The 21,026-nt window shown below is 68.6% G+C and carries 21 protein-coding genes, 1 tRNA gene and 1 pseudogene; 11 read left to right on the forward strand and 12 right to left on the reverse strand.

The genetic code is table 11. The annotated features are described in order from the left end of the window. Nucleotides 1-17 precede the first annotated feature (17 nt). The gene (locus tag AB0E56_RS08520) at nt 18-659 is read left to right on the forward strand and encodes an NAD(P)H-binding protein (protein ID WP_359798163.1); all 642 of its coding nucleotides are present in this window, start codon (nt 18-20) and stop codon (nt 657-659) included. A gap of 120 nt (nt 660-779) precedes the next feature. Here AB0E56_RS08520 and AB0E56_RS08525 read toward each other — a convergent pair whose 3' ends face one another. Further along, nucleotides 780-2,084: a DUF4032 domain-containing protein gene (locus AB0E56_RS08525; RefSeq protein ID WP_359798165.1), complete on the reverse strand. Its 1,305-nt coding sequence runs from the start codon at nt 2,082-2,084 to the stop codon at nt 780-782. 81 nt (nt 2,085-2,165) lie between these two features. Continuing rightward, nucleotides 2,166-3,269 carry a sn-glycerol-3-phosphate ABC transporter ATP-binding protein UgpC gene (gene ugpC, locus AB0E56_RS08530; RefSeq protein ID WP_359798166.1) on the reverse strand — a complete coding sequence of 368 codons (1,104 nt, stop codon included), beginning with the start codon at nt 3,267-3,269 and terminating at the stop codon, nt 2,166-2,168. 232 nt (nt 3,270-3,501) lie between these two features. Here ugpC and AB0E56_RS08535 point away from each other — a divergent pair, with 232 nt between their 5' ends. From AB0E56_RS08535 to AB0E56_RS08550, 4 genes and pseudogenes are all read left to right on the forward strand, one after another. Further along, nucleotides 3,502-4,446, forward strand: a complete 945-nt coding sequence (locus tag AB0E56_RS08535) for a thioredoxin domain-containing protein (protein WP_359798168.1) — start codon at nt 3,502-3,504, stop codon at nt 4,444-4,446. A 41-nt stretch (nt 4,447-4,487) separates the two neighbouring features. Then, nucleotides 4,488-4,560, forward strand: a tRNA-Thr gene (locus AB0E56_RS08540). Nucleotides 4,561-4,972: 412 nt separating this feature from the next. Next, nucleotides 4,973-5,760, forward strand: a pseudogene (ppk2, locus tag AB0E56_RS08545) (polyphosphate kinase 2); the annotation flags it as partial. A gap of 71 nt (nt 5,761-5,831) precedes the next feature. Further along, the gene (locus tag AB0E56_RS08550) at nt 5,832-6,785 is read left to right on the forward strand and encodes an aldo/keto reductase (protein WP_359798170.1); all 954 of its coding nucleotides are present in this window, start codon (nt 5,832-5,834) and stop codon (nt 6,783-6,785) included. Between the two features lie 13 nt (nt 6,786-6,798). Here the strand turns inward: AB0E56_RS08550 and AB0E56_RS08555 are convergent, their stop codons facing one another. The 5 genes from AB0E56_RS08555 to AB0E56_RS08575 form a co-directional block, all read right to left on the reverse strand. Continuing rightward, on the reverse strand, nt 6,799-7,470 hold the full coding sequence (locus AB0E56_RS08555) for a response regulator transcription factor (RefSeq protein WP_359798171.1): 672 nt from the start codon (nt 7,468-7,470) through the stop codon (nt 6,799-6,801). Further along, a complete protein-coding gene (locus AB0E56_RS08560) occupies nt 7,467-8,735 on the reverse strand; it encodes a histidine kinase (RefSeq protein ID WP_359798173.1) in 1,269 nt (422 codons plus the stop codon). Before AB0E56_RS08560 ends, AB0E56_RS08555 begins: the two co-directional genes overlap by 4 nt. Before the next feature lie 9 nt (nt 8,736-8,744). After that, the gene (locus AB0E56_RS08565) at nt 8,745-9,560 is read right to left on the reverse strand and encodes an ABC transporter permease (RefSeq protein WP_359798175.1); all 816 of its coding nucleotides are present in this window, start codon (nt 9,558-9,560) and stop codon (nt 8,745-8,747) included. Then, nucleotides 9,557-10,468 (reverse strand): ATP-binding cassette domain-containing protein, encoded by a 912-nt coding sequence (locus tag AB0E56_RS08570; protein WP_359798176.1) that lies wholly within the window; start codon nt 10,466-10,468, stop codon nt 9,557-9,559. The genes AB0E56_RS08565 and AB0E56_RS08570 overlap by 4 nt, the downstream gene beginning before the upstream one ends. A gap of 91 nt (nt 10,469-10,559) precedes the next feature. Then, nucleotides 10,560-11,186 carry an SOS response-associated peptidase family protein gene (locus AB0E56_RS08575; RefSeq protein ID WP_359798178.1) on the reverse strand — a complete coding sequence of 209 codons (627 nt, stop codon included), beginning with the start codon at nt 11,184-11,186 and terminating at the stop codon, nt 10,560-10,562. Nucleotides 11,187-11,258: 72 nt separating this feature from the next. Between AB0E56_RS08575 and AB0E56_RS08580 the strand changes: the two genes are divergently transcribed. After that, a complete protein-coding gene (locus tag AB0E56_RS08580) occupies nt 11,259-12,200 on the forward strand; it encodes a DMT family transporter (RefSeq protein WP_359798179.1) in 942 nt (313 codons plus the stop codon). Between the two features lie 3 nt (nt 12,201-12,203). Here AB0E56_RS08580 and AB0E56_RS08585 read toward each other — a convergent pair whose 3' ends face one another. Together AB0E56_RS08585 and msrB are read right to left on the reverse strand one after the other, a co-directional pair. Beyond that, nucleotides 12,204-12,803, reverse strand: coding sequence for a nitroreductase family protein (locus tag AB0E56_RS08585; RefSeq protein WP_359798180.1), 600 nt, complete (start codon nt 12,801-12,803; stop codon nt 12,204-12,206). Next, nucleotides 12,800-13,204 carry a peptide-methionine (R)-S-oxide reductase MsrB gene (gene msrB / locus AB0E56_RS08590; protein WP_359798182.1) on the reverse strand — a complete coding sequence of 135 codons (405 nt, stop codon included), beginning with the start codon at nt 13,202-13,204 and terminating at the stop codon, nt 12,800-12,802. Before msrB ends, AB0E56_RS08585 begins: the two co-directional genes overlap by 4 nt. Nucleotides 13,205-13,275: 71 nt before the next feature. Here msrB and AB0E56_RS08595 point away from each other — a divergent pair, with 71 nt between their 5' ends. The 4 genes from AB0E56_RS08595 (at nt 13,276) to groL (ending at nt 16,936) form a co-directional block, all read left to right on the forward strand. Further along, nucleotides 13,276-14,268: a DUF2332 domain-containing protein gene (locus tag AB0E56_RS08595; protein ID WP_359798184.1), complete on the forward strand. Its 993-nt coding sequence runs from the start codon at nt 13,276-13,278 to the stop codon at nt 14,266-14,268. A 9-nt stretch (nt 14,269-14,277) separates the two neighbouring features. After that, a complete protein-coding gene (locus tag AB0E56_RS08600) occupies nt 14,278-14,535 on the forward strand; it encodes a DUF3263 domain-containing protein (protein ID WP_359798185.1) in 258 nt (85 codons plus the stop codon). Nucleotides 14,536-14,697: 162 nt separating this feature from the next. Beyond that, a complete protein-coding gene (locus AB0E56_RS08605; RefSeq protein ID WP_359798187.1) occupies nt 14,698-15,192 on the forward strand; it encodes a LytR C-terminal domain-containing protein in 495 nt (164 codons plus the stop codon). A gap of 124 nt (nt 15,193-15,316) precedes the next feature. After that, nucleotides 15,317-16,936, forward strand: a complete 1,620-nt coding sequence (gene groL, locus AB0E56_RS08610; protein ID WP_359798188.1) for a chaperonin GroEL — start codon at nt 15,317-15,319, stop codon at nt 16,934-16,936. 68 nt (nt 16,937-17,004) lie between these two features. Here the strand turns inward: groL and AB0E56_RS08615 are convergent, their stop codons facing one another. The 3 genes from AB0E56_RS08615 to AB0E56_RS08625 all read right to left on the reverse strand — a co-directional run bounded on the left by AB0E56_RS08615 (nt 17,005) and on the right by AB0E56_RS08625 (nt 19,857). Beyond that, on the reverse strand, nt 17,005-17,292 hold the full coding sequence (locus AB0E56_RS08615; RefSeq protein WP_359798190.1) for a WXG100 family type VII secretion target: 288 nt from the start codon (nt 17,290-17,292) through the stop codon (nt 17,005-17,007). A gap of 109 nt (nt 17,293-17,401) precedes the next feature. Continuing rightward, nucleotides 17,402-19,099: a HAMP domain-containing sensor histidine kinase gene (locus AB0E56_RS08620; RefSeq protein WP_359798192.1), complete on the reverse strand. Its 1,698-nt coding sequence runs from the start codon at nt 19,097-19,099 to the stop codon at nt 17,402-17,404. Nucleotides 19,100-19,164: 65 nt separating this feature from the next. Then, entirely contained in the window at nt 19,165-19,857 is a 693-nt protein-coding gene (locus tag AB0E56_RS08625; RefSeq protein ID WP_359798193.1) for a response regulator transcription factor, read from the reverse strand. A 117-nt stretch (nt 19,858-19,974) separates the two neighbouring features. Here AB0E56_RS08625 and AB0E56_RS08630 point away from each other — a divergent pair, with 117 nt between their 5' ends. Next, on the forward strand, nt 19,975-21,003 hold the full coding sequence (locus tag AB0E56_RS08630) for a type II CAAX endopeptidase family protein (protein WP_359798194.1): 1,029 nt from the start codon (nt 19,975-19,977) through the stop codon (nt 21,001-21,003). Nucleotides 21,004-21,026: the final 23 nt, after the last annotated feature.

A 21,026-nucleotide genomic window follows, 5' to 3' on the forward strand; every position in this document is an offset into this window, starting at 1 on the left:
CGGAGGAAAGGCAGACCATGGCTCGCATCGTCGTACTCGGAGGTACCGGCTACGCCGGACGTCACATCGTCGCAGAGGCGGTGAGTCGCGGCCATGCGGTGATCGCGATCTCGCGCTCGACGGCGACCGATCCGGTGGCAGGCGCGGCCTACGTCCAGGGGTCCGCCCTGGACCTTGCGCCGTTGGCCGATGCGTTCGTGGGCGCGGATGCGGTGGTCTCCGCGCTCTCGCCGCGTGGCGATATGGAGGATCGAGCGCTCGAAGCCCTGTCGAACGTGGTCGACCGGCTCGCCGGGACCGAGACGCGCCTCGGCGTGGTCGGGGGCGCTGGCGGCAGCCTCGTCGCCCCGGGTGGGCCGCGACTGTTCGACCAGGACTTCCCCGAGGAGTACAAGCACGAGGCGCAAGTCGGCATCGACTCCCTCGCCCTCCTGGAGGCGACGGATGCCGGACTCGACTGGTTCTTCATCCACCCCGCCGAGGTGTTCGGCCCGTGGGCGGAGGGCGAGCGCACCGGACAGTACCGGGACGGCGGCGACGTGCTCGTCCGTGATGCCGACGGGAAGTCCTTCATCTCCGGCGCCGACTTCGCGGTCGCGGTCGTCGACGAGATCGAGCAGGGCAACCACCACCGCGAGCGATTCACCGTCGGCTACTGACCCATCGGGCGCACCTACTGACGCCGAGCGCACGGCTTCGTGCCGAACGCACGGCGTCTCGACGCGCGGATGCCGTGCACTCGGGGACAAGCCGTGTACTCGGAGACAGGGCCGCGGGAGTCAGACCAGGTCGCGCCAGTCGACGTCCTCGTCCTCGTCGGTCACCGGGGTCGCACCGGTGACGACGGGCAGGCTCATGGTCTCGGTCGGCGGGCCCATGATGGTCGCCTCGTCGCGACGATGGCGCAGCACCTCGTTGATGTAGCTCGTCAGCACCTCGGCCAGGGGGACGGAGCGGCCCTGGGCCTGCGACAGGTACCACCGGTGCTCGAGCACCTGGTGGAAGACCTCGGCGGGCTCGAGCTTGGCCCGCAGCTCGTACGGGATCGCGCGCACGACGGGCTCGAACACACGGGTGAGCCATTCGTGGGCGTACATCTCCTCGTCGGCCCACTGCTTCGTCGATCGGGCTCGGAACTCGTCGAGGTCGTTGAGCAGCCGCCGCGCCTGGTTCTCCTCCACGTCGAGACCGGTCAACCGGATGAGGCGGCGTTGGTGGTGACCCGCGTCCACCACCTTCGGCTGGATCTCCACCACTCGACCGTCTGCCGTCGTCGACAGCGACATCTCGTCGATGTCGAAGCCGAGCGCGTTGAGACGCTCGACCCGTTCCGTGATGCGCCAGGTCTCGGCGGCCGAGAACGACTCCTGGGCGGTGAGCTCGGCCCACAGGGACCGGTACGAGGAGACGATGCCGTCGGCGATCGCGACGGCGTCGACGCCGTTCTCGAGGCGGCCGCCCGCGGCGAGGTCCATGATCTCTCCGGCGATGTTCGTGCGTGCCAGGTCGAGGTCGTAGGCCCGCTGGCCGTCTGTCAGACCTTCCTCGTGCAGTTCACCCGTCTCGGCATCGACCAGATACGCGGCGAACGCGCCCGCATCGCGGCGGAACAGCGTGTTCGAGAGGGAGACATCGCCCCAGTAGAAGCCGACGTTGTGCAGGCGTACCAGGAGCAGTGCGAGGGCATCGACGAGCCGGGTGGCGGTGTCCGGACGCAGCACTCGGGTGAACAGAGCGCGGTACGGCATCGAGAAGCGCAGGTGCGAGGTGACCAGGGCTGCGGGGAGGGGCTCGCCGTCGGCGTCCGTGCGCCCGGCGATCACTGCGACGCGGTCGACGCAGGGCACATCGAGGCGGGCGAGGTTGCCGAGCATCTCGTATTCACGCTGAGCCATCTCCGCCGTGGTCTCCTTGACCGCGATGACGCGGCCGGACAGATCGGCGAAGCGCACGAGGTGGCGCGAGAGGCCTTTCGGGAGCGACACGATGTGCTCCGACGGCCATTTGGCGAGCGAGGTCGACCAGGGCAGGGACAGCAGCCCCGGATCGATCTTGCTGGCGGTGATCCGCAGCGAATCCTGCATCACGCTCCCGGGTCGTGGGGGGAAGGAAAACAGACGCGGCGCAGGTGACCGAAGTCAGCCTGCGCCGCGTCTGGTGTCCGATCAGGCGGAGACGACCGGCTTGTCGTTCAGGCGGTCGCCCGACTCGATGTCGAACGCGTGCACGTGGCCCGGGTTCGCAGCGAGCGTGACCGTCTCGCCCGCGTTCGGGTGGTTGCGGCCGTCGACGCGGGCGACGATGTCGCTGCGCTTGCCGTTGATCTCGGTGTGGCCGTACAGGTACCCGTCGGCGCCGAGCTCCTCGACCAGGTCGACGGTGACCGGAAGACCCTTGCCGTCAGCCGGGCCGACGGTGATGTCCTCGGGGCGCACGCCGACCGTGACCTGGCTGCCGTTCGCGCGGCCGACCGTGTCGCGGTCGAGCGGGACGACCTCGGAGCCGAAGCGGATGCCGCCGTCGGCGAGGTCGGCCGCGAACAGGTTCATCGCGGGCGAGCCGATGAAGCCGGCCACGAAGACGTTGTTCGGCTTCTCGTACAGGTCGCGCGGCGAGCCGACCTGCTGGAGCAGACCGTCCTTGAGGACCGCGATGCGGTCACCCATGGTGAGCGCCTCGGTCTGGTCGTGCGTGACGTAGACGGTCGTGACGCCGAGTCGACGCTGCAGCGAAGCGATCTGCGTACGGGTCTGCACGCGGAGCTTGGCGTCGAGGTTCGACAGCGGCTCGTCCATGAGGAACACCTGGGGCTGACGCACGATGGCTCGGCCCATGGCGACGCGCTGACGCTGGCCTCCCGAGAGGGCCTTGGGCTTGCGGGTCAGGTAGGGCTCGAGGTCGAGGAGCTTGGCGGCCTCGAGGACGCGTGCGGCACGCTCCTCCTTGCCGACGCCGGCGATCTTGAGCGCGAAGCCCATGTTCTCGGCGACGGTCATGTGCGGGTACAGCGCGTAGTTCTGGAAGACCATCGCGATGTCGCGGTCCTTCGGCGGGACGTCGGTCACGTCACGGTCGCCGATGAGGATGCGGCCCGCGTTGACCTCTTCGAGGCCGGCGAGCATGCGGAGGGACGTGGACTTACCGCAGCCGGAGGGGCCGACGAGAACGAGGAACTCGCCGTCTCCGACCTCGAGGTTCAGCTTGTCGACGGCCGGACGGGTGCCGCCGGGATACAGGCGGGTGGCCTCGTCGAAAGTCACAGATGCCATTGTGGTTTCTCCTTCACCGGCAGGTACGTGCCGGACGATCCGTAGTGATGAAGCGGCGGAGTGAACCGCCGTGACCCGTCATTGGGTCGGGATCAGTATGGCATGAACGGCGGTACCTGGGTATTTCTCAGCCTCACTGACTAGCATCGAACTCGGCCGCGCGCTGCGGCGATCGTCGTCGAGCGGCGGTCGGGGCCAACCCGGACCCCCCTGGAGACTCACAAGAGGAACGATGTCGAGCGACGAAACGCCGAACGTCCCCACACCTCGCAATTCGCGCGAGGCCGTGCGGGAGAAGGCCCAGAGAGTGCACGCCCAGCAGTCGCGGGCGCGCCTCATGCGACGGATCATCATCGGTGCGGTGGCGATCGCGGCGGTGGGGGCGATCGGCACTGCGGTGACGCTCGCGGTGTCGTCGCAGGTCTCCAAACCGCGTCTCACCCCCACGGGGATGCAGTCCGATGGCGTGGTCGTCACCGACATCGAGGCCTTCGCCTCGTCGCAGGAGGTTCCTTCGACGCCTGATCCCGACGCGACGGATGCCGGTGCGACCGCAACGCCGACGCCGAGTCCGACGACGTCCGAGAAGGTCGACATCCACGTCTATGTGGACTACCTGTCGCCGGATGCGGGGAAATTCGAGCGCGCCAACGCCCGCCAGCTCGCCGGCTGGATCACCGAGGGTGCGGTCACGGTCAGCTACCACCCGGTGGCGCTGCTCACCGCCAGCTCCAACGGCACCAAGTTCTCGCTCCGATCCGCAGCGGCTGCGGCGTGCGTGGCCACGCACTCGCCCGAGCAGTTCTACGCGTTCAACCACGATCTGCTCGACGACCAGCCCGAAGTGGGCAGCGACGGATTCTCGGACGAGGATCTCGCGAATCTCGCCCTCGCCGTCGGCGTCGACAATTCCAAGGCGGTCCGTTCGTGCATCGAGGACGGCGACTTCGTCGGCTGGGCCAAGGAGGCGACGACCAGGGCGCTGGAAGGACCGCTGGCCGGTTCGGACGACCTGGTGCTCTCGGCTGCGCCGATGATCGTGGCGAACGGCGAGGCATACGTGGGGGCGCTGGACGACCCGGCGGAGTTCTCGCAGTTCGTGCTCAGCGTCGCCAGTGATGCCTCGCGCGAGACGCCGAGCCCGACACCTTCCGCGTCCTCCACGCCTGCTCCGTAGGTCGAACGCCGTCGATGCCGCCAGCTAAGCTGGGGGCGTCCGCCGACTTGGCGCAATTGGTAGCGCACCGTACTTGTAATACGGGGGTTACGGGTTCGAGTCCCGTAGTCGGCTCTCTGAGTCCTCGCACGAGTGGGCAGCGGACGCTGATGGCGTCGTCTCGCCGCAGCGTCTCGCTCCCCATGGCGCCACGGCACTGATCCGCACTGCGGCTTCCTTCGCGGTCGCCCGCTCCTCGGCTCCCATCGGAGACGGGTCGGCGGCTGCTGTCGCCTCCTCGATCGCCATGATCGCGGACGTCGTCCCCGCTCGAGCGCACTGAACCCTGTGCGCGTTTTGTGTATCGCCTTATCAGGTGATATGTTACTCGTGTGTCGGTTTTCCTGGCGGTCGATGGATTCGCCAGGTCGGAGACGGCGCAGGTGACCGCCACCCCGCCCGGTCACCTGCGCCCACCCCGGGGCGGGGTTCCCGAGCACCCTGGGGAGGGTCCATCATGAGCAGCGCGGCGACCATGAAACCCGAATGGCAGCAGGGCTACCCGTATGCGAAGAAGCTCTCGCGCTCGGAATATGAACGTGAGAAGCGACTGCTGCAGATCGAGCTCCTCAAGCTTCAGGCCCACGTCAAGCAGTCGTCCGAACGCGTGCTCATCCTGTTCGAAGGGCGCGACGCCGCGGGCAAGGGCGGTGCGATCAAGCGCTTCATGGAGCACCTGAACCCGCGTGGCGCGCGGGTCGTCGCGCTCGACAAGCCGACGGACGCCGAGCGGACGCAGTGGTACTTCCAGCGCTACGTCGCACACCTGCCGTCCGGCGGGGAGATGGTTTTGATGGACCGCTCCTGGTACAACCGCGCCGGTGTCGAACGTGTCATGGGGTACTGCTCTTCCGCCGATTATCACGAGTTCATGCACACCGTTCCGGAGTTCGAGCGGATGCTGGTCGGGTCGGGCATCCGGCTCATCAAACTGTGGTTCTCGGTCGGAGAGGCAGAACATCGGCGGCGGTTCGCGCGACGAAGTGAAGACCCCGTCAAGCAGTGGAAGCTGAGCCCCACCGACCTCGCGAGCGTCGACCGATGGGCGGACTACACGAAGGCGAAGGAGGAGATGTTCTTCCACACCGACACCCCGGCCGACCCGTGGATCGTCATCAAGTCGAACGACAAGAAGCGCGCACGGCTCGAGGCGATGAGGTTCGTCCTCTCCCGCTTCGACTATCCGGGAGGGACCCGATGGTGGCGCACGCTCCCGACGCGCGCCTGGTCGGCCGTCCATCGCAGATGTATGACGACGGGGAGACGCCGAACTAGCGCGAGCAGTGTCCGTCGCAACAGGGCGTCATCCGGGAATGCGGACACCGGGGTCGGCGGTTGTGCACGACATGACCCGCATCGGCTCCAGTGATCTCGACGTTCTCCCTCTCTCGCTCGGCGGCAACGTGTTCGGCTGGACCGCCGACCGCGACGCTTCCTTCGAGGTGCTCGACGCTTTCATCGACGGGGGTGGCGACTTCATCGACACGGCCGACTCGTACAGTTCGTGGGTTCCGGGAAACGAAGGCGGCGAAAGCGAGCGCATCATCGGCGCCTGGCTCGCCTCCCGCAAGCCGTCCGGCGTCGTCGTCGCGACGAAGGTCAGTCAGCACCCGGAGTTCCGCGGGCTCTCCGCAGCCACGGTGCGGAGGGCGGCTGAAGCGTCGTTGGCCCGCCTGGGCGTCGATGAGATCGACCTGTACTACGCCCACTTCGACGATGAGACCGTTCCCCTCGAGGAGACGGTGGCGGCGTTCGGCGCGCTGGTCGCCGACGGCCTGGTCCGCCACATCGCCGTGTCGAACTACTCGGCTGACCGCATCCGGGCCTGGGTGGAGATCGCGCGTCGTACGGGAGTCGCCGTGCCGGTCGCCGTGCAGCCGCACTACAACCTCGTGCACCGCAACGAGGTCGAGGACACCATCATCCCCGTCGCCGAGGAGTTCGATCTCGGCCTCATCCCGTACTACTCGCTGGCGAGCGGTTTCCTGACCGGAAAGTACCGTTCGACGGACGCTGCGGGTCAGGATTCCCCTCGTGCCCAGGGTGCCGCGAAGTATGCGACGCCCGCCGGATTGCGGATCATCGACGCGCTCGAGGAGATCGGCGATGCGCACGGCGCGTCGATCGCAGCGACGTCGCTCGCATGGCTGCGCGCGCAGCCGACCGTCGTCGCTCCCATCGCGAGCGCGCGTACGGTCGAGCAGGTGCCCGACCTGCTCGCCGGAGCGCGCCTCGAACTCTCCGCCGACGAGGTGCAGCTTCTCGACCGCGTCTCGGAGTGGACTCCCACGCGCGCCTGACGCGCAGGGGTCGTCAGCCCGCGAGCCCGAGCCGGTGCGCCAGGATCACCGCGTGGATGCGGTCGCGAGCCCCGAGCTTCGCCAGCACACGGCCGACGTGCGTCTTCACCGTGGACTCGCCAACGTAGAGCGTCTGCGCGATCTCGGCGTTCGTCAGACCGCGTCCGATCGCGAGGAAGACGTCACGCTCGCGCTCGGTGAGCGATGCCAGTGCAGCGCTCTCCACCGTGTCGGCGCTCGCGGAGGACGCGTCGAGCTGTGGGGTCACGTGATCCAGCAGCATCCTGGTGATCCGCGGCGAGAGCGCGGCGTCCCCGCGGTGCACCGCGCGGACGGCGGAGATCATCTCGTGCCGCTGCGCATCCTTCAGGAGGAACCCGCTCGCCCCGGCACGGATCGCACCGAACGCATACTCGTCGAGATCGAAAGTCGTCAGCACCAGCACCCGGGTCTGCGGGTGCTCTCGCACGATCGCCTCCGTGGCGGCGATGCCGTCGAGCTCCGGCATCCGGATGTCCATGAGCACCAGATCGGGGGCCAGCGCCCTGCTCCGAGCGATCGCGGCCTTCCCGTCTCCGGCCTCACCGACGACCACGATGTCGGCTTCGGCTTCGAGCACCATGCGGAAGCCGACACGGATCAGCTCCTGGTCGTCCACCAGGAGCACCCTGATCGTCTCGGTCATCGTTCGTCCTCCATCGATCGTGGCGGGTGAGCATTCCCCGTGAGGGGCAGTTCGGCACGGAGAACCCATCGTCCGCCATCTGCGGGCGCGGAGCGCACAGTCCCACGCACGTGAGCAGCCCGCTCGGACAGCCCGCGCACACCGAACCCGTCGGAGCCGACCGCACCGGAGACCCCGTCGTTCACGATCTCGATCGTCACGACGTCGGCGGCATACTCCAGACGAACAGTGGCAGCAGACGCCGTCGGAGCATGGCGCATCGCGTTGGTCACGCCTTCCTGGACGATCCGTCCGATCGCGTGTTCGACGGCGGGGGAGACCTCCGCCTGGCCGACGATCGCCAGCGTGGCGGGGTATCCGGCTCGCTGGGCGGCTTCGATGGTGTCGCGAGGGAGGACGGGTTGCACGGGTGCCATCGGCAGGGGGGAGCCTTCGTCGCGCAGCACACCGAGCATGGACCGCATCTCGGTGAGCGCGGCCCTGGCCGTCTCCGCTGCCGAGATCGCCGCTCTGCGCGCCTGCTCGCGGTCTGTGGTCGCGGCCCCGCCCTCGGAAAGCGCGACGATCACGGTGAGCGAGTGCGACACGATGTCGTGCATCTCGCGGGCGATGCGCGCGCGTTCGGACGCGGCCGCGAGCTGTGCCTGCTGATCGCGCTCGACCAGCAGCTGGCGTGAGCGGTCGATCACCGCCGACAGATAACGTTTGCGCCCGCCGACGTTGACGCCGACGAGCGTGCCGATCAGACCCATCACGATGTATCCGATCGCGGTGTCGAGCCCCTCCTGCAGAGTGATGGCGCCCGTCACCATGAGCAGCGCGGCGAGGCCGAGGAACCACACGGCGCCGGCGCCGAAGCTCGTCCACGCCGTGCGGGAAGACCGGTAGACCGCGAGTCCGTAGCAGGCGACGACCAGAAGGATGATGCCCCCTGAGAGCCCGGTGAACAACCCGACCGTACCGAGGATCACCGCGGCGATGAAGGGCGCGAGCGGCACCCTCCGACGCCACAGCAGCGTGCTGCACGCGATCGCGACCATCGACACGGTGGCGATGTTGATGGCGATGTACGTCGCCTCCGGCATCGACGAATCGGTGAGGCGTCCCGCCGGAGCGAGCGAGAGCAGAAAGCACAGCAGCGCGAGCAGCACGTCGGCCAGGACAGGATGTCGCGCCCAGAACCGGCGGAAGAGTCCGGGGGCACGCGGAAGCCGCAGCTCCTCGTCCTCGCGGATCGAGTCGCTGCGGCTTCGCTTTCTGCTCACGCGCCGACTTTACGCGTCACGTGTGCGCAACACGGCCCAGGCCGCGACGGCTCCGCCGACCACCCAGCACGCCAGCGTGAGGAACGCGGCAGGAGCGTCCAGCGCTGCATCGTCGCCGGGCAGGATCGCGCTCTGCGCTGCCGCCACGGGAAGGTAGTTCGCCGCATCGACGATCCACGCCCAGGTCTCACCCGCGAACGTGAAGAAGTTCGCCACGATCGGCAGTACGAACAGGACGCCGACGGTCGCGGCGATCGCGCCTGCACCCGAGCGGAGGATGAACCCGAACGACACCCCGATCAGCGCGAAGACGGCCATGGCGAGCGACGCCACGACGATCGGCAGGATCGACGCCGACGGGTCGGACCAGTCGATGGTCTGGTCACGTGGGGCGACGACGAGCGAGACCGCGACGGCAGCGACGGCGAAGATCACCAGCGACGACAGGAACAGGAACACCGCGAGCACGATGGACTTCGCGGCGAGCACCGATCCGCGAACCGGGTTGGCTGTGAGGGTCGAACGGATCATCCCGGTGGAGTATTCGCCGGTGACCGAGATCGCGCCGATGATCCCGGCGAGGAGCATGGTGAACTGGATCGGCATGATGACGGCCTGGATCGGCTCGAATCCCGGCATGTCGATCGCCTGCGCGATGAGGACGGCGATGCCGATGGTGAGCGCCGCCGCGATCCCGATCGACCACCACGTCGAGCGCAGCGTGGCCAGCTTGATCCACTCCCCGCGGAGTGCGCGCACGAACGTCAGTCGTCGGCCGGTGTCGATGCGGGGCCGTGAGGGAGCGACTGCCTGCGTCGCGGTCATGAGATCTCCTTGGTGCGGTACTCGACGGAATCGCCGGTGAGAGCGAGATAGGCGTCTTCGAGAGAGCCGGTGGTCGGGGTGAGTTCGTGCAAGGGGATGCCGCGGTCGGCAGCGAGGTCACCGATGCGGGAGGCGGGCAGGCCCACGATGTCGAGGAGGTCCGGCGCGGAGCTCACGATCTCCACTTCCGGACCGCCGACGGCCGCTGCGAGGTCTGCCGGACGCGGGGTGCGCACCCGGACGGTGTTCCGTGTCCAGGAGCGCACGAGCTCTGACAACGGGGCGTCCGCGAGCACCCTGCCGCGTCCCATCACGATGACGTGATCCGCGGTCTGCGCCATCTCGCTCATCAAGTGGCTGGAGAGGAGCACCGTGCGTCCTTCGGAAGCCGCGTGCCGCGCGAACTGGCGCACCCAGCGGACACCTTCGGGGTCGAGGCCGTTGACCGGCTCGTCGAGGATCAGCGTGTGAGGGTCTCCGAGGAGTGCCGACGCGATCCCGAGTCGCTGTCCCATGCCCAGGGAGAACTTGCCGGCGCGCTTGCGAGCGACCGACCCGATCCCGGCGATGTCGATGACCTCGTCGACGCGAGAGGCAGGGATCCCGTGGGTCGCCGCCATCGCCCGCAGGTGATTGCGCGCGGTCCGTCCGGTGTGGACGGCCTTCGCGTCGAGGAGCACTCCGACCTCGGTCAGGGGTGCGCGGAGCTTGCGGTACTCCCGACCGGCGACCGCGGCTCGTCCCGATGTGGGCCGATCCAGGCCGACGATCATCCGCATCGTGGTCGACTTGCCGGCCCCGTTCGGGCCGAGGAAACCCGTGACGGTGCCCGGGTGGACGGTGAAGGACACGTCGTCGACGGCCGTCTTGTCTCCGAACCTCTTCGTGAGGCCTTCTGCTGTGATCATGTCTTCCACGCTACGGACCGCGTGGGTGCAGCGCATCCGCCCGAGGTACCGTCTCGCTGGCCGGACATCCTCCCGGCGACGGAGGTCGCGGTCAGTCGCGAGGGCGGGCGGTGACCCGTGCGGCCATCTCCTCGGAGGCGAGCACGGCCTCGTCGATGATCTCTCTGGTCGGCGGGGCGGTGAGCCAGTCGTGGCTCAACGACGCGGGGACCAGCAACGGCATCCGATCGTGCAGCTCGGCGAGGTGCTCGGGGGCCGGCCGCATCACGATCGAGTAGCAGGTGTACCACTCGCCGTCTGCCGTGCGACCGCGCTGGGTCACGGCCGCCATGCCGAAGAGCGTGCCGTCGTCGATGATGAACTCGTTCCAGCGGCGCGAGGGCTTCTGCATCTCGTACCAGCTCGTCGCCGGGACGATGGCGCGCGACTTCGCGCCCCCCGGCCGTTCCTGCAGACGTTCCGACCGCGTGTTGATCGACGGGAACTTCGCAGGCTCGCCGTTCACCAGGAAGCCCCACCACGCGGGTTCGAGCGTGGGCGCGGCATCGGGCTGGACGATCAGCGGGTTGAGGTTGCGGAGGTTCCTGCCGGTCGGACGGATGGTCTCGCCGGCGTTCTCCTGGGCCCACGTGCGCAACCCCTCGAGCACCGCATCGTCGGCGGCGGCGAGGACTTCCGCATCGGTGAACCGAGGATCAAGACCGTAGCTCGCGCACATGCCGCCAGCGTAGCCGTGCGCACCGACATCCGCCTGTCCGGGAGGCGAGGGCCACTCGGGTAGGGTCGACTGGTGCCCGAATCCCGCCGACTCCCCGCTCCGGTCGCACTCGGCGGGGCGGTCGCGATCGGGGTCATGACGGCCGTCCAGGCGCGCATCAACGGCGTGCTCGGAGTCCGCGTCGACGACGGCATCGTGGCGGGGCTCCTCTCCTTCTCCGTCGGGCTCCTCGCGCTCGTCGCCGTGATCGCGTGCATCCCTTCGGCGCGTCGCGGAGTCGGCCGCCTGTGGAGCGGGATCCGGCAGGGCTCGATCCCGTTCTGGATGCTGCTCGGCGGTGCATGCGGCGCCCTCACCGTCTCCACGCAAGGGCTCACGGCGGGGGTCCTCGGCGTCTCCCTGTTCAGCGTCGGTGTCGTCGCGGGACAGACCCTGCACGGCCTCGTCCTCGATCGCATCGGATTCGGTCCGGCCGGAGTCGTGGCCGTGACGCCGGGGCGGGTGGCCGGTGGCGTGCTCGCGCTCGCCGCCGTCGGCATCTCCCTGTCCGGCGACGTGCTCGCCTCCGCTCCGCTGTGGATGCTCCTGCTGCCGTTCGCCGCAGGAGTGGGCATCGCGTGGCAGGCAGCCACCAACGGTCGACTCGCGCAGCGCGTCCGGTCGCCGCTCGCAGCCACGCTGATGAGCTTCGTCGCCGGCACCGTCGTGCTCGTGCTGGCGGCGGGGACGAGCGTGGCCCTCCGCGGAATGCCCGAGTCCCTCCCCGCCGAGCCATGGTTGTACCTCGGCGGGTTCCTCGGCGCGGGGTACATCCTGCTCGGCGCGTTCATCGTCGCCCACACCGGGGTGTTGTTGATGGGTCTGGGCTCCGTGCTCGGACAGCTCGTGACCTCGGTCGTGATCGACCTGATCTGGCCTCCGGCCTCGGGGCCAGCGCTCTGGCAGGTCATCGCGATGGTCGCGGTGGCCGTCGCGTCCGTGATCGTCGCCGTCCCTCGGACGCGGCGGCGCTGACGGCTACGGCTTCTTCGCGGCCTTCTTGCCCGATTTCTTGGATTCCTTGCCCGCCTTCACGGATCCGGGCTTCGGCATCCGTGTGACCAGTTTCCGGGCGTCGACGGCTTTGCGGCGGCCCGGTCGCTTCCCGGCGGGCTTTCCTCCGACGTAGAGCCACCCGAGGAGTTCCTCGTTCTTCGCCAGACCGTGGGCCTTGGCCACGGCCTTTGCGCGGGTGTAGTGACCCGTGCGCCAGATGACGCCCCAGCCGGCCTCGTCGAGCAGCAGGCTCAGGGTGTGCGCGACGCCGGAGGCCACGGCCTCCTGCTCCCAGCGGGGCACCTTCTCGCTCTTGCGATAGCTCGCGACGACCGCGATCAGCAGGGGCGCGCGCAACGGCTTCGACGACGGCGAGGCGTCGCCCTGCGCTGTGGCGATCGCCGCGCCGAGCACCTCGCGGTCAGCACCCCGCAGCTCGATGAGACGCCACGGACGCAGAGACGAGTGATCGGCGACGCGCCCGGCGGCGGTGACCAGCGTCAGCAGCTCTTCACGGCCCGGCGCCGTCTGGTCGACCTTCGACCAGGACTGACGCGCGCGGACGGCGTCGAGGGCGCTCACGAGGCGTCAGGCGTGAAGTTCAGTGCGATCGAGTTCATGCAGTAGCGATCGCCCGTCGGGGTGCCGAACCCGTCGGGGAAGACATGGCCGAGGTGCGACCCGCAATTGGCGCAACGCACCTCGGTGCGCACCATTCCGAGGCTGTCGTCCTCGATGAGTTCGACCGCGTCGGGGCGGATCGACTCGTAGAAGCTCGGCCAGCCGCACCCGGAGTCGAACTTCGTGCCGCTCTTGAAGAGTTCGGCGTTGCACGCTCCGCAGGTGTAGAGACCCGCCCGCTCCTCGTCGAGCAGCTCGCCCGTCCAGGCGCGCTCCGTCGCGGCCTGCCGCAGCACGGCGTACTGCTCGTCACCGAGCTCGTTGCGCCATTCGTCCTCGGTCTTGTCCACGCTGTACGACATGTATCCTCCTCAGTCGCCTCCATTCTCCCTTGTCCGACGAGGTCTCGGGTCCTTCGCGTCAGAATGGAGGCATGACGGAAGCCGTGCGTGAGCGCTACGCGCGATTCGCGCGGGACGAGGCACCGGGCCGGAGCGCGGTGTATGCGCGATGGGCTGCGGGTGTCGCCGCGGACGAGGAGGTGCAGCGCGTGCTCGCCCGGATCCCGGAGACGAGACGGCAGCCGCCGCTCGTGTTCGCGGTGACGCGCCTGCTCGGCGCGACGCTGCAGGAGTACGACGACTGGCGCGGCTTCCTGTTGCAGAACGCCGCCGAGGTCGTCGCGGAGTGCACGCGGCGCTCGCTGCAGACGAACGAGCCCCTCCGCCTGGCCCCGCTGCTGCCGGTGCTGTCGGAGATCGACGGACCGATCGCGCTGCTCGAGCTCGGAGCGTCGGCCGGGCTGTGCCTCTACCCCGACCGCTACTCGTATCGGTTCACCGACGCCGACGGGCGGTTGCGCCTCGGCGTGGATCCCGTGGACGGGCCGTCGAGCGTCGTGCTGGAGTCTCGGGTCACCGGCCCGCTGCCGCCGATCCGGATGCCGGAGATCGTCTGGAGGGCGGGCATCGATCTGCAGCCTCTCGACGCCACGGACGACCGCGATCGCCGCTGGCTCCGCGGCCTCGTCTGGCCGGGGGAGTCGGGACGTGCCGAGCGCGTCGACGCCGCGCTCGACATCGCGGCATCGGACCCTCCGCTTCTCGTGCGCGGGGATGCGCGCGACCGCCTCGGCGCCCTCGTCGACGCGGCCCCTCAGGGTGCGACACTCGTCGTCACCACTCCCGGGGTGCTCGTGCACATCCCGAGATCGGAGCGCAGCGCGCTCGTCGCCGACATCTCACGCCTGGACGCGCGGTGGATCACGATCGACCCGCCGGGCGTGACGGACGTCTGGTCCCCTCCGGTGGAGACGGAGAAGTGGTCGGGGTTCGTCGTCGCGATCGACGGACAGGTCCGCGCCGCCGCTGACCCGCTCGGACGATGGTGGGAGTGGCGAACCGCCATCCCGACGGTCGCGTCCTAATCTGGAGCCATGCTCGGAGACCTCACGGCGCGCGATCGCGCGATCCTCGCCCTGGAGGCGGCCTGGCCGCGTCACGGCGGAGCCAAGGAAGAGGTCATCCGCACGCAGCTGGGTATGAGCCCTGCCCGCTACTACCAACTGCTCGGACGGCTCATCGAGTCCGACGTCGCCCTGGAATTCGACCCGATGCTGGTGCGCAGGCTCCGTCGGCTCCGCGACTCCAGGGCGTCCAGACGCGCCGCCCGCATGCCCGGCTTCGTCGGCTGAGCCCCCCGGCGGCTGGGAGATGCGCCGCCCCCGGCGCCGTGGAACGGGTTGACAGGAACGTGCCGCTAGCATCGAGGGGTGTCAAAGCCCACCCGAGATCGCTTCGATGACGTTCCCCGTTCCTCCGGACGAGTAGGAGCGCACCGAGCAGAAGCTCCGGGGATGAACGGCTGGGTGGTGCTGCTGTGGTCCTTCGTCGCCGCGCTCGTGCTCATCATCGCCGGCATCTTCGGCTCGCTCGTGGTGATGGGCCGCATCTCGCTCTTCCCCGAGGCTGCCCCGACCTCGGCCCCGACGCCCGTCGAGACCGGGATCGTCGACCCGAGCATCTCCGTGATGATCCTGAACGGGACGCCGGACGAAGGCCTCGACACCCGGATGCGCGACACCCTCATCAACAACGGCTGGGCCGCGGACGACGTCTTCGCCGGCGACAGCTCCAGCCAGGACTTCGCGGCCACGACGGTGTTCTTCGTCGACGAGGCGGACGAGCTCGCAGCGATCGGACTCGCGAACCTCCTCGGTGGCGCCGCCGTGCAGCAGAGCGATTACTACTCGGGTCAGACGGAGGACGGGGAGAAGCAGTTCACGGTCGTGATCGGGCTCGATCGATCCACGTCGGCACCCGAGACGCCCACCGACGAACCCGCGTCCTGACCTCCGGATGCCGCACGCGTCCGGCGGCTTGCACTCGAAGGTGTCGAGTGCCAGAATGGCGTTAGCACTCTCTCACTCTGAGTGCTAAACCCAACGTCTACGTCCAGGAGGGACGAAAAAACTCATGGCAAAGATCATTGCTTTCGATGAGGAGGCCCGCCGCGGCCTCGAGCGCGGCCTCAACATCCTCGCCGACGCGGTCAAGGTGACCCTCGGCCCGCGCGGTCGCAACGTCGTCCTCGAGAAGAAGTGGGGCGCTCCCACGATCACGAACGACGGTGTCTCCATCGCCAAGGAGATCGAGCTGGACGACCCGTACGAGAAGATCGGCGCGGAGCTCGTCAAGGAGGTCGCCAAGAAGACCGACGACGTCGCCGGTGACGGCACCACGACCGCCACGGTCCTCGCTCAGGCGCTGGTCCGCGAAGGCCTGCGCAACGTCGCAGCCGGCGCCGACCCCATCTCCCTCAAGCGCGGAATCGAGAAGGCCGTCGCCTCGATCACCGAGGAGCTCCTCTCGAGCGCCAAGGAGATCGACTCGAAGGAGCAGATCGCCGCGACCGCTTCCATCTCGGCAGCAGACACCGCGATCGGCGAGCTCATCGCCGAGGCGATCGACAAGGTCGGCAAGGAAGGCGTCGTCACCGTCGAGGAGTCGCAGACGTTCGGCACCGAGCTCGAGCTCACCGAGGGCATGCGCTTCGACAAGGGCTACCTGAACCCATACTTCGTCACGGACCCGGAGCGCCAGGAGGCTGTCTTCGAAGACCCGTACATCCTCATCGCGAACCAGAAGGTCTCCAACATCAAGGACCTCCTGCCGATCGTCGACAAGGTGATCCAGGACGGCAAGGAGCTCGTCATCATCGCCGAGGACGTCGAGGGCGAGGCTCTCGCGACGCTCGTGCTGAACAAGCTCAAGGGCATCTTCAAGTCCGTCGCCGTGAAGGCTCCGGGCTTCGGCGACCGTCGCAAGGCGCAGCTGCAGGACATCGCGATCCTCACCGGTGGTCAGGTCATCACCGAAGAGGTCGGCCTCAAGCTGGAGAACGCCACGCTCGACCTCCTGGGCCGCGCGCGCAAGGTCATCGTCACCAAGGACGAGACCACGATCGTCGAGGGCGCCGGCGAGGCCGAGCAGATCGAGGGTCGCGTCACGCAGATCCGTCGCGAGATCGAGAACACCGACAGCGACTACGACCGCGAGAAGCTCCAGGAGCGTCTGGCCAAGCTCGCCGGTGGCGTCGCCGTCATCAAGGCGGGTGCCGCGACCGAGGTCGAGCTCAAGGAGCGCAAGCACCGCATCGAGGACGCCGTCCGCAACGCGAAGGCAGCCGTCGAGGAGGGCATCGTCCCCGGTGGTGGCGTCGCGCTGATCCAGTCGGGCACGAAGGCGCTTGACGGACTGTCGCTCACGGGCGACGAGGCGACCGGTGCGAACATCGTCCGCGTGGCGATCGAGGCTCCGCTCAAGCAGATCGCGCTGAACGCCGGTCTCGAGCCGGGCGTCGTGGCGAACAAGGTCTCCGAGCTCCCCGCAGGCCAGGGCCTCAACGCTGCAACGGGCGAGTACGTCGACATGTTCGGCGCTGGCATCATCGACCCGGCCAAGGTGACCCGCTCGGCGCTGCAGAACGCCGCGTCGATCGCGGCTCTGTTCCTCACCACCGAGGCCGTCGTCGCCGACAAGCCCGAGAAGGCCGCAGCTCCGGCTGGCGACCCCACGGGTGGCATGGACTTCTGATCCAGCACACATGACAGAACGCCCCCGGCTGCGGCCGGGGGCGTTCTGCGTTCACCGGGTGCGCGGGTTCAACGGAACAGACTGGCCGAATACTGGTCGGCGTCGGAGTACTGCGAAGCGGCGGATCCGAGAGATGTGCCGATGGCGTCGAGCACATGCTCCACGTGCAGCTGTGCCCCCTGCCACTGCTCGGCGCAGCCCTGGAACGCATTCGATGCGGTACCGACCCAGGAGGTCTGCAACTGGCGAAGCTGGGCCATGAGCGTGGCGGACTCGCTCTGCAAACGCTCGATGGTCGCTCGGGTGGCGCCGTGTGCCGCGTGGACGGCCTCGGTGTCGACGGTGAAGACAGACATGGGAACTCCTTTTCCTGTGGAGTACCGAGGTTAGGACGGGGCCGAGGCTCGCGGCCGCGCCCGGGGTCGGCGGAGCCAGAGGCTGTGCACAACCGACGTCACGGCGCCCTCAGGGCAGGTCGAGTCGGTCCAGCGGTTGCGTGTCTTCCAGGAGGTGTTCGGGGGTGGCGCGGGCCGGGGCGAGGGGGAGGGTGACGGTGAAGGTGGCACCGCCGCCGGGTGTCTCCGACACGTGGACGCCGCCGTGCAGGGCCTTCATGATCGACGCCACGATGGCGAGTCCGAGGCCGGAGCCCCCCGTCTCCCGCGCCCGCGAGGTGTCGGCCCGCCAGAACCGCTCGAAGATCTGCTCGCGGATCTGCGGCGGGATGCCCTCGCCGTGATCGACGATGGCGATGCTGCCGGTGCCCCGAACCCGGTCGGAGTCGACCACGATCTCGATCGGGCCGTCCTCGGGGGAGAATCTGCGGGCGTTCCCCAGGAGGTTGGTCACGACCTGCCGGACCTTGTTCTCCTCGCCGAGGACGATCGGAGGAGTGCGCACAGGGATGTCCGGGACCTCGCTGAAGTCGATCGTGGGCGACGGTTCCTGGTGCCGCGGGCGCCGACGCAAGCGGGAGAGGGCGGTGCGGGAGAGTCCGCGCGGAGGCGTGCTCGTCTGCTCCGGGCGTGGGGGAGGCGACTCGCGGAGAGGGAGGGGAGTCATGGCCTCGATCGTGCGATCGATCACCGTGACCGTCCGGCCGGGGGCTGCGGCCCGGAGGTCGAGTGCCGCGTCGCGCGCGATCGGACGCAGGTCGAGCGGCTCGATCTCCGGCTCGCGCTCCTCGTCGAGGCGCGCGAGCGCGAGCAGGTCCTCGACGAGGACACCCATCCGGATGGCCTCCTTCTCGATCCGCTCCATGGCTCTCGCCGTGTCCTCCTCGCCCTTGATCGCGCCCATCCGGTACAACTCCGCATAGCCGCGCACACTCACGAGCGGCGTCCGCAACTCGTGGCTCGCATCACCGATGAACCGCCGCATGTGTTGCACGGTGCGGTCGCGCTGTGCGAGTGACCTGTCGACGCGGTCGAGCATCGTGTTGATCGCCGCATTGAGGCGTCCGACCTCGGTCGTGGGCTCGAGGTCGGTCAGGCGCTGCCGGAAGTCGCCGGCGGCGATCGACATGGCTGTCGCCTCGACCTGGCCCAGTCGCCGGAATGTGAGTGTGACGAGACCGCGGGTCAGGAGCGCGGCGACGAGGATCGTGATCAGCGCGATGGAGATGTAGATGCCGAAGTACTGACTGATGATGCGGTCGGCGGGCGCGAGAGGCAGGGCGACCAACTGGATCCGCAGGGCGCCGCCCTCGGAGCCGACGACCGCGACCGCGCCGTGGAAGATCTCGCCGTCCGCCCCCGGTATCTCGAGGGGGATCCGGTCGGTGTCAGCCGTCGCCTTCGCGAGCGAGTACTCCGCGGGGAACAGCGGCGCCTGGCCGGAGGTCCCGCGCGCCGTGGCTTGCAGCACGCCTGAGGCGTCGTAGATGGCGAACGAGAAGTCCCGCGGCTGCTCGTCGCGGGGTGTGTACGTCGCGACGCCGTCCACGGTCGTGATGTCGAAGTAGCGTTCCGCGAGGTCGCTCGAGACGAGCGCGGGAAGCTGCGCGTCGATGTTCGCGACCAGGGCGGTGCGGAGGATCGGGACCGTGCCGATGCCCGCGACGAGAAGTCCGAGTGCGAGCACCGCCACCGTGACGCCGGTGACCTTCGCCCGGAGGCTGATGCGTCGCCACCAGCTGGTGACCGCATCGGGCTTGTGCGCCATGCGGTCCTCTTCTCGGTGCGTCGAACGGCGCCGCACGGGCGGCGTCTGCGGGGGTATGCCGGGGGTCAGCCCGACTTGCCCACCTTGAGCATGTACCCGAACCCGCGCTTGGTCTGGATCAGCGACTCCTCGGTGTGCGGATCGATCTTGCGTCGCAGGTACGAGATGTAGCTCTCGACGATCCCGGCGTCGCCGTTGAAGTCGTACTCCCACACGTGGTCGAGGATCTGCGCCTTCGACAGCACGCGGTTCGGGTTGAGCATGAGGTAGCGCAGCAGCTTGAACTCGGTCGGGCTGAGGTCGATCGGCTCCTTGCCGACATGCACGTCGTGGGTGTCCTGATCCATCGACAGTTCCCCGGCACGGATGATCGACTCCTCATCGGCCTGCATGGTACGGCGCAGGATCGCCTGGGCCCTGGCCACGATCTCGTCGAGGCTGAACGGCTTGGTCACGTAGTCGTCGCCGCCCGCGTTGAGGCCCTCGATCTTGTCCTCTGTCCCGTCCTTCGCGGTCAGGAACAGGATGGGTGCGGTGAAACCGGCGCCGCGGAGGCGCTTGGTCACGCTGAATCCGTTCATGTCGGGAAGCATGACGTCGAGGATGATCAGATCCGGCTCCTCCTCGAGGACGGCCGAGATCGTGGCGGCGCCGTTGGCCACCGTCTTCACCTGGAATCCGGCGAAGCTGAGACCCGTGGAGAGCAGGTCGCGGATGTTGGGTTCGTCGTCGACGACCAGGATGCGCGGAGCAGTCATGTCCCCATTATGGTGACTCCGGCCATGCGGATGCTGACTATTGTGCGGAACGGCGTCGAGTCGGGGATCCACCCGCGGGCGGATGCGACGCACAGGCAGACCGGGAAGGATCGAGGTATGAGCACCATCGAGGACGACTCCGCCGCCCCCGCACCCGTCTCCGTCGCGTCCCCTTCCGCGCAGGGCGAGCGGTACGCCTTCCACCGGCTGGCCCACGTGCGACCGCGGCACCGGTGGTGGAAGCCCCTCGTCACCGGAGTGGTCGGCATCGCCCTGTACGTGGCGATCCTGCTGCTTCTCGTCGTGCCGCTCGTCGTGGTCTCGGTGATCGTGCCGTCGTGGGGCACCGAGATGCAGGTGCTCCTCACCACGACGCAGTACTTCGACCTCGACCGGCCATGGCTCCTGGTCGCCATGGTGCTGCCGCTGATCCTGATGATCCCCGCCCTGCTGCTGGCATCGCGGATCGTGGAGGGACGCGGCATCGGACTGTTGTCGTCGGTCACGGGACGTCTGCGGATGGGGTGGCTCGGCAAGAGCCTGCTGCTGGCACTCGGGGTGTTCGTCGTGTATTTCGCTGTCGTCCTCGGGTGGTCGGCCGCGACCGGGGACGGGCTCGTGGTCGACTTCTCCCACCGGGGTCTGTGGGTCATGCTGGCGCTGGTGCTGCTGTTGATCCCGCTCCAGGCCGCCGCCGAGGAGTACGTGTTCCGCGGTTACCTGATGCAGCTGGTGGGCAGTTGGCTGCGGCATCCGGCCTTCGCCATCCTGCTTCCCGTGCCGATCTTCGTACTGGGCCACGGATACGACGTCTGGGGCGCAGCGAGCGTCGGCGTCTTCGCGATCGTCGCGGCCTGGCTGTCGTGGCGCACCGGGGGATTGGAAGCCGCGATCTCGTTGCACATCGTGAACAACGTGCTCATCTTCGTGCTGGGGTCCGTCCAGCTCGTCGACGCGAACGCGACTTCGGGCACCCCGGTCGACCTGCTGGCCTCGACGCTCGCGATGATCGTCTATGCGCTTCTCGCCGACCGCTGGGCACGGAGGCTCGGGATCGCACGCACCGCTATTCCGGTGCGCGCGCCCGTCGCCGTCGGTCCGACGCCTGGCGGGTCCCACGCTCTGGCACGGACGCTGCACGGCTGAGTCGCGTGGCGCTTCCCACGTCG

Origin of the sequence: Microbacterium sp. NPDC028030, assembly GCF_040637855.1 — a bacterium.
GTDB lineage: Bacteria > Actinomycetota > Actinomycetes > Actinomycetales > Microbacteriaceae > Microbacterium.

What these genes read in the sequence shown, in the direction of transcription:
- AB0E56_RS08520 (WP_359798163.1), top strand. Translation starts at nt 18, where the DNA reads ATGGCTCGCATCGTCGTACTCGGAGGTACCGGCTACGCCGGACGTCAC.
- AB0E56_RS08525 (WP_359798165.1), bottom strand. Translation starts at nt 2,084, where the DNA reads ATGCAGGATTCGCTGCGGATCACCGCCAGCAAGATCGATCCGGGGCTG.
- ugpC (WP_359798166.1), bottom strand. Translation starts at nt 3,269, where the DNA reads ATGGCATCTGTGACTTTCGACGAGGCCACCCGCCTGTATCCCGGCGGC.
- AB0E56_RS08535 (WP_359798168.1), top strand. Translation starts at nt 3,502, where the DNA reads ATGTCGAGCGACGAAACGCCGAACGTCCCCACACCTCGCAATTCGCGC.
- AB0E56_RS08550 (WP_359798170.1), top strand. Translation starts at nt 5,832, where the DNA reads ATGACCCGCATCGGCTCCAGTGATCTCGACGTTCTCCCTCTCTCGCTC.
- AB0E56_RS08555 (WP_359798171.1), bottom strand. Translation starts at nt 7,470, where the DNA reads ATGACCGAGACGATCAGGGTGCTCCTGGTGGACGACCAGGAGCTGATC.
- AB0E56_RS08565 (WP_359798175.1), bottom strand. Translation starts at nt 9,560, where the DNA reads ATGACCGCGACGCAGGCAGTCGCTCCCTCACGGCCCCGCATCGACACC.
- AB0E56_RS08570 (WP_359798176.1), bottom strand. Translation starts at nt 10,468, where the DNA reads ATGATCACAGCAGAAGGCCTCACGAAGAGGTTCGGAGACAAGACGGCC.
- AB0E56_RS08575 (WP_359798178.1), bottom strand. Translation starts at nt 11,186, where the DNA reads ATGTGCGCGAGCTACGGTCTTGATCCTCGGTTCACCGATGCGGAAGTC.
- msrB (WP_359798182.1), bottom strand. Translation starts at nt 13,204, where the DNA reads ATGTCGTACAGCGTGGACAAGACCGAGGACGAATGGCGCAACGAGCTC.
- AB0E56_RS08595 (WP_359798184.1), top strand. Translation starts at nt 13,276, where the DNA reads ATGACGGAAGCCGTGCGTGAGCGCTACGCGCGATTCGCGCGGGACGAG.
- AB0E56_RS08600 (WP_359798185.1), top strand. Translation starts at nt 14,278, where the DNA reads ATGCTCGGAGACCTCACGGCGCGCGATCGCGCGATCCTCGCCCTGGAG.
- AB0E56_RS08605 (WP_359798187.1), top strand. Translation starts at nt 14,698, where the DNA reads ATGAACGGCTGGGTGGTGCTGCTGTGGTCCTTCGTCGCCGCGCTCGTG.
- groL (WP_359798188.1), top strand. Translation starts at nt 15,317, where the DNA reads ATGGCAAAGATCATTGCTTTCGATGAGGAGGCCCGCCGCGGCCTCGAG.
- AB0E56_RS08615 (WP_359798190.1), bottom strand. Translation starts at nt 17,292, where the DNA reads ATGTCTGTCTTCACCGTCGACACCGAGGCCGTCCACGCGGCACACGGC.
- AB0E56_RS08620 (WP_359798192.1), bottom strand. Translation starts at nt 19,099, where the DNA reads ATGGCGCACAAGCCCGATGCGGTCACCAGCTGGTGGCGACGCATCAGC.
- AB0E56_RS08625 (WP_359798193.1), bottom strand. Translation starts at nt 19,857, where the DNA reads ATGACTGCTCCGCGCATCCTGGTCGTCGACGACGAACCCAACATCCGC.
- AB0E56_RS08630 (WP_359798194.1), top strand. Translation starts at nt 19,975, where the DNA reads ATGAGCACCATCGAGGACGACTCCGCCGCCCCCGCACCCGTCTCCGTC.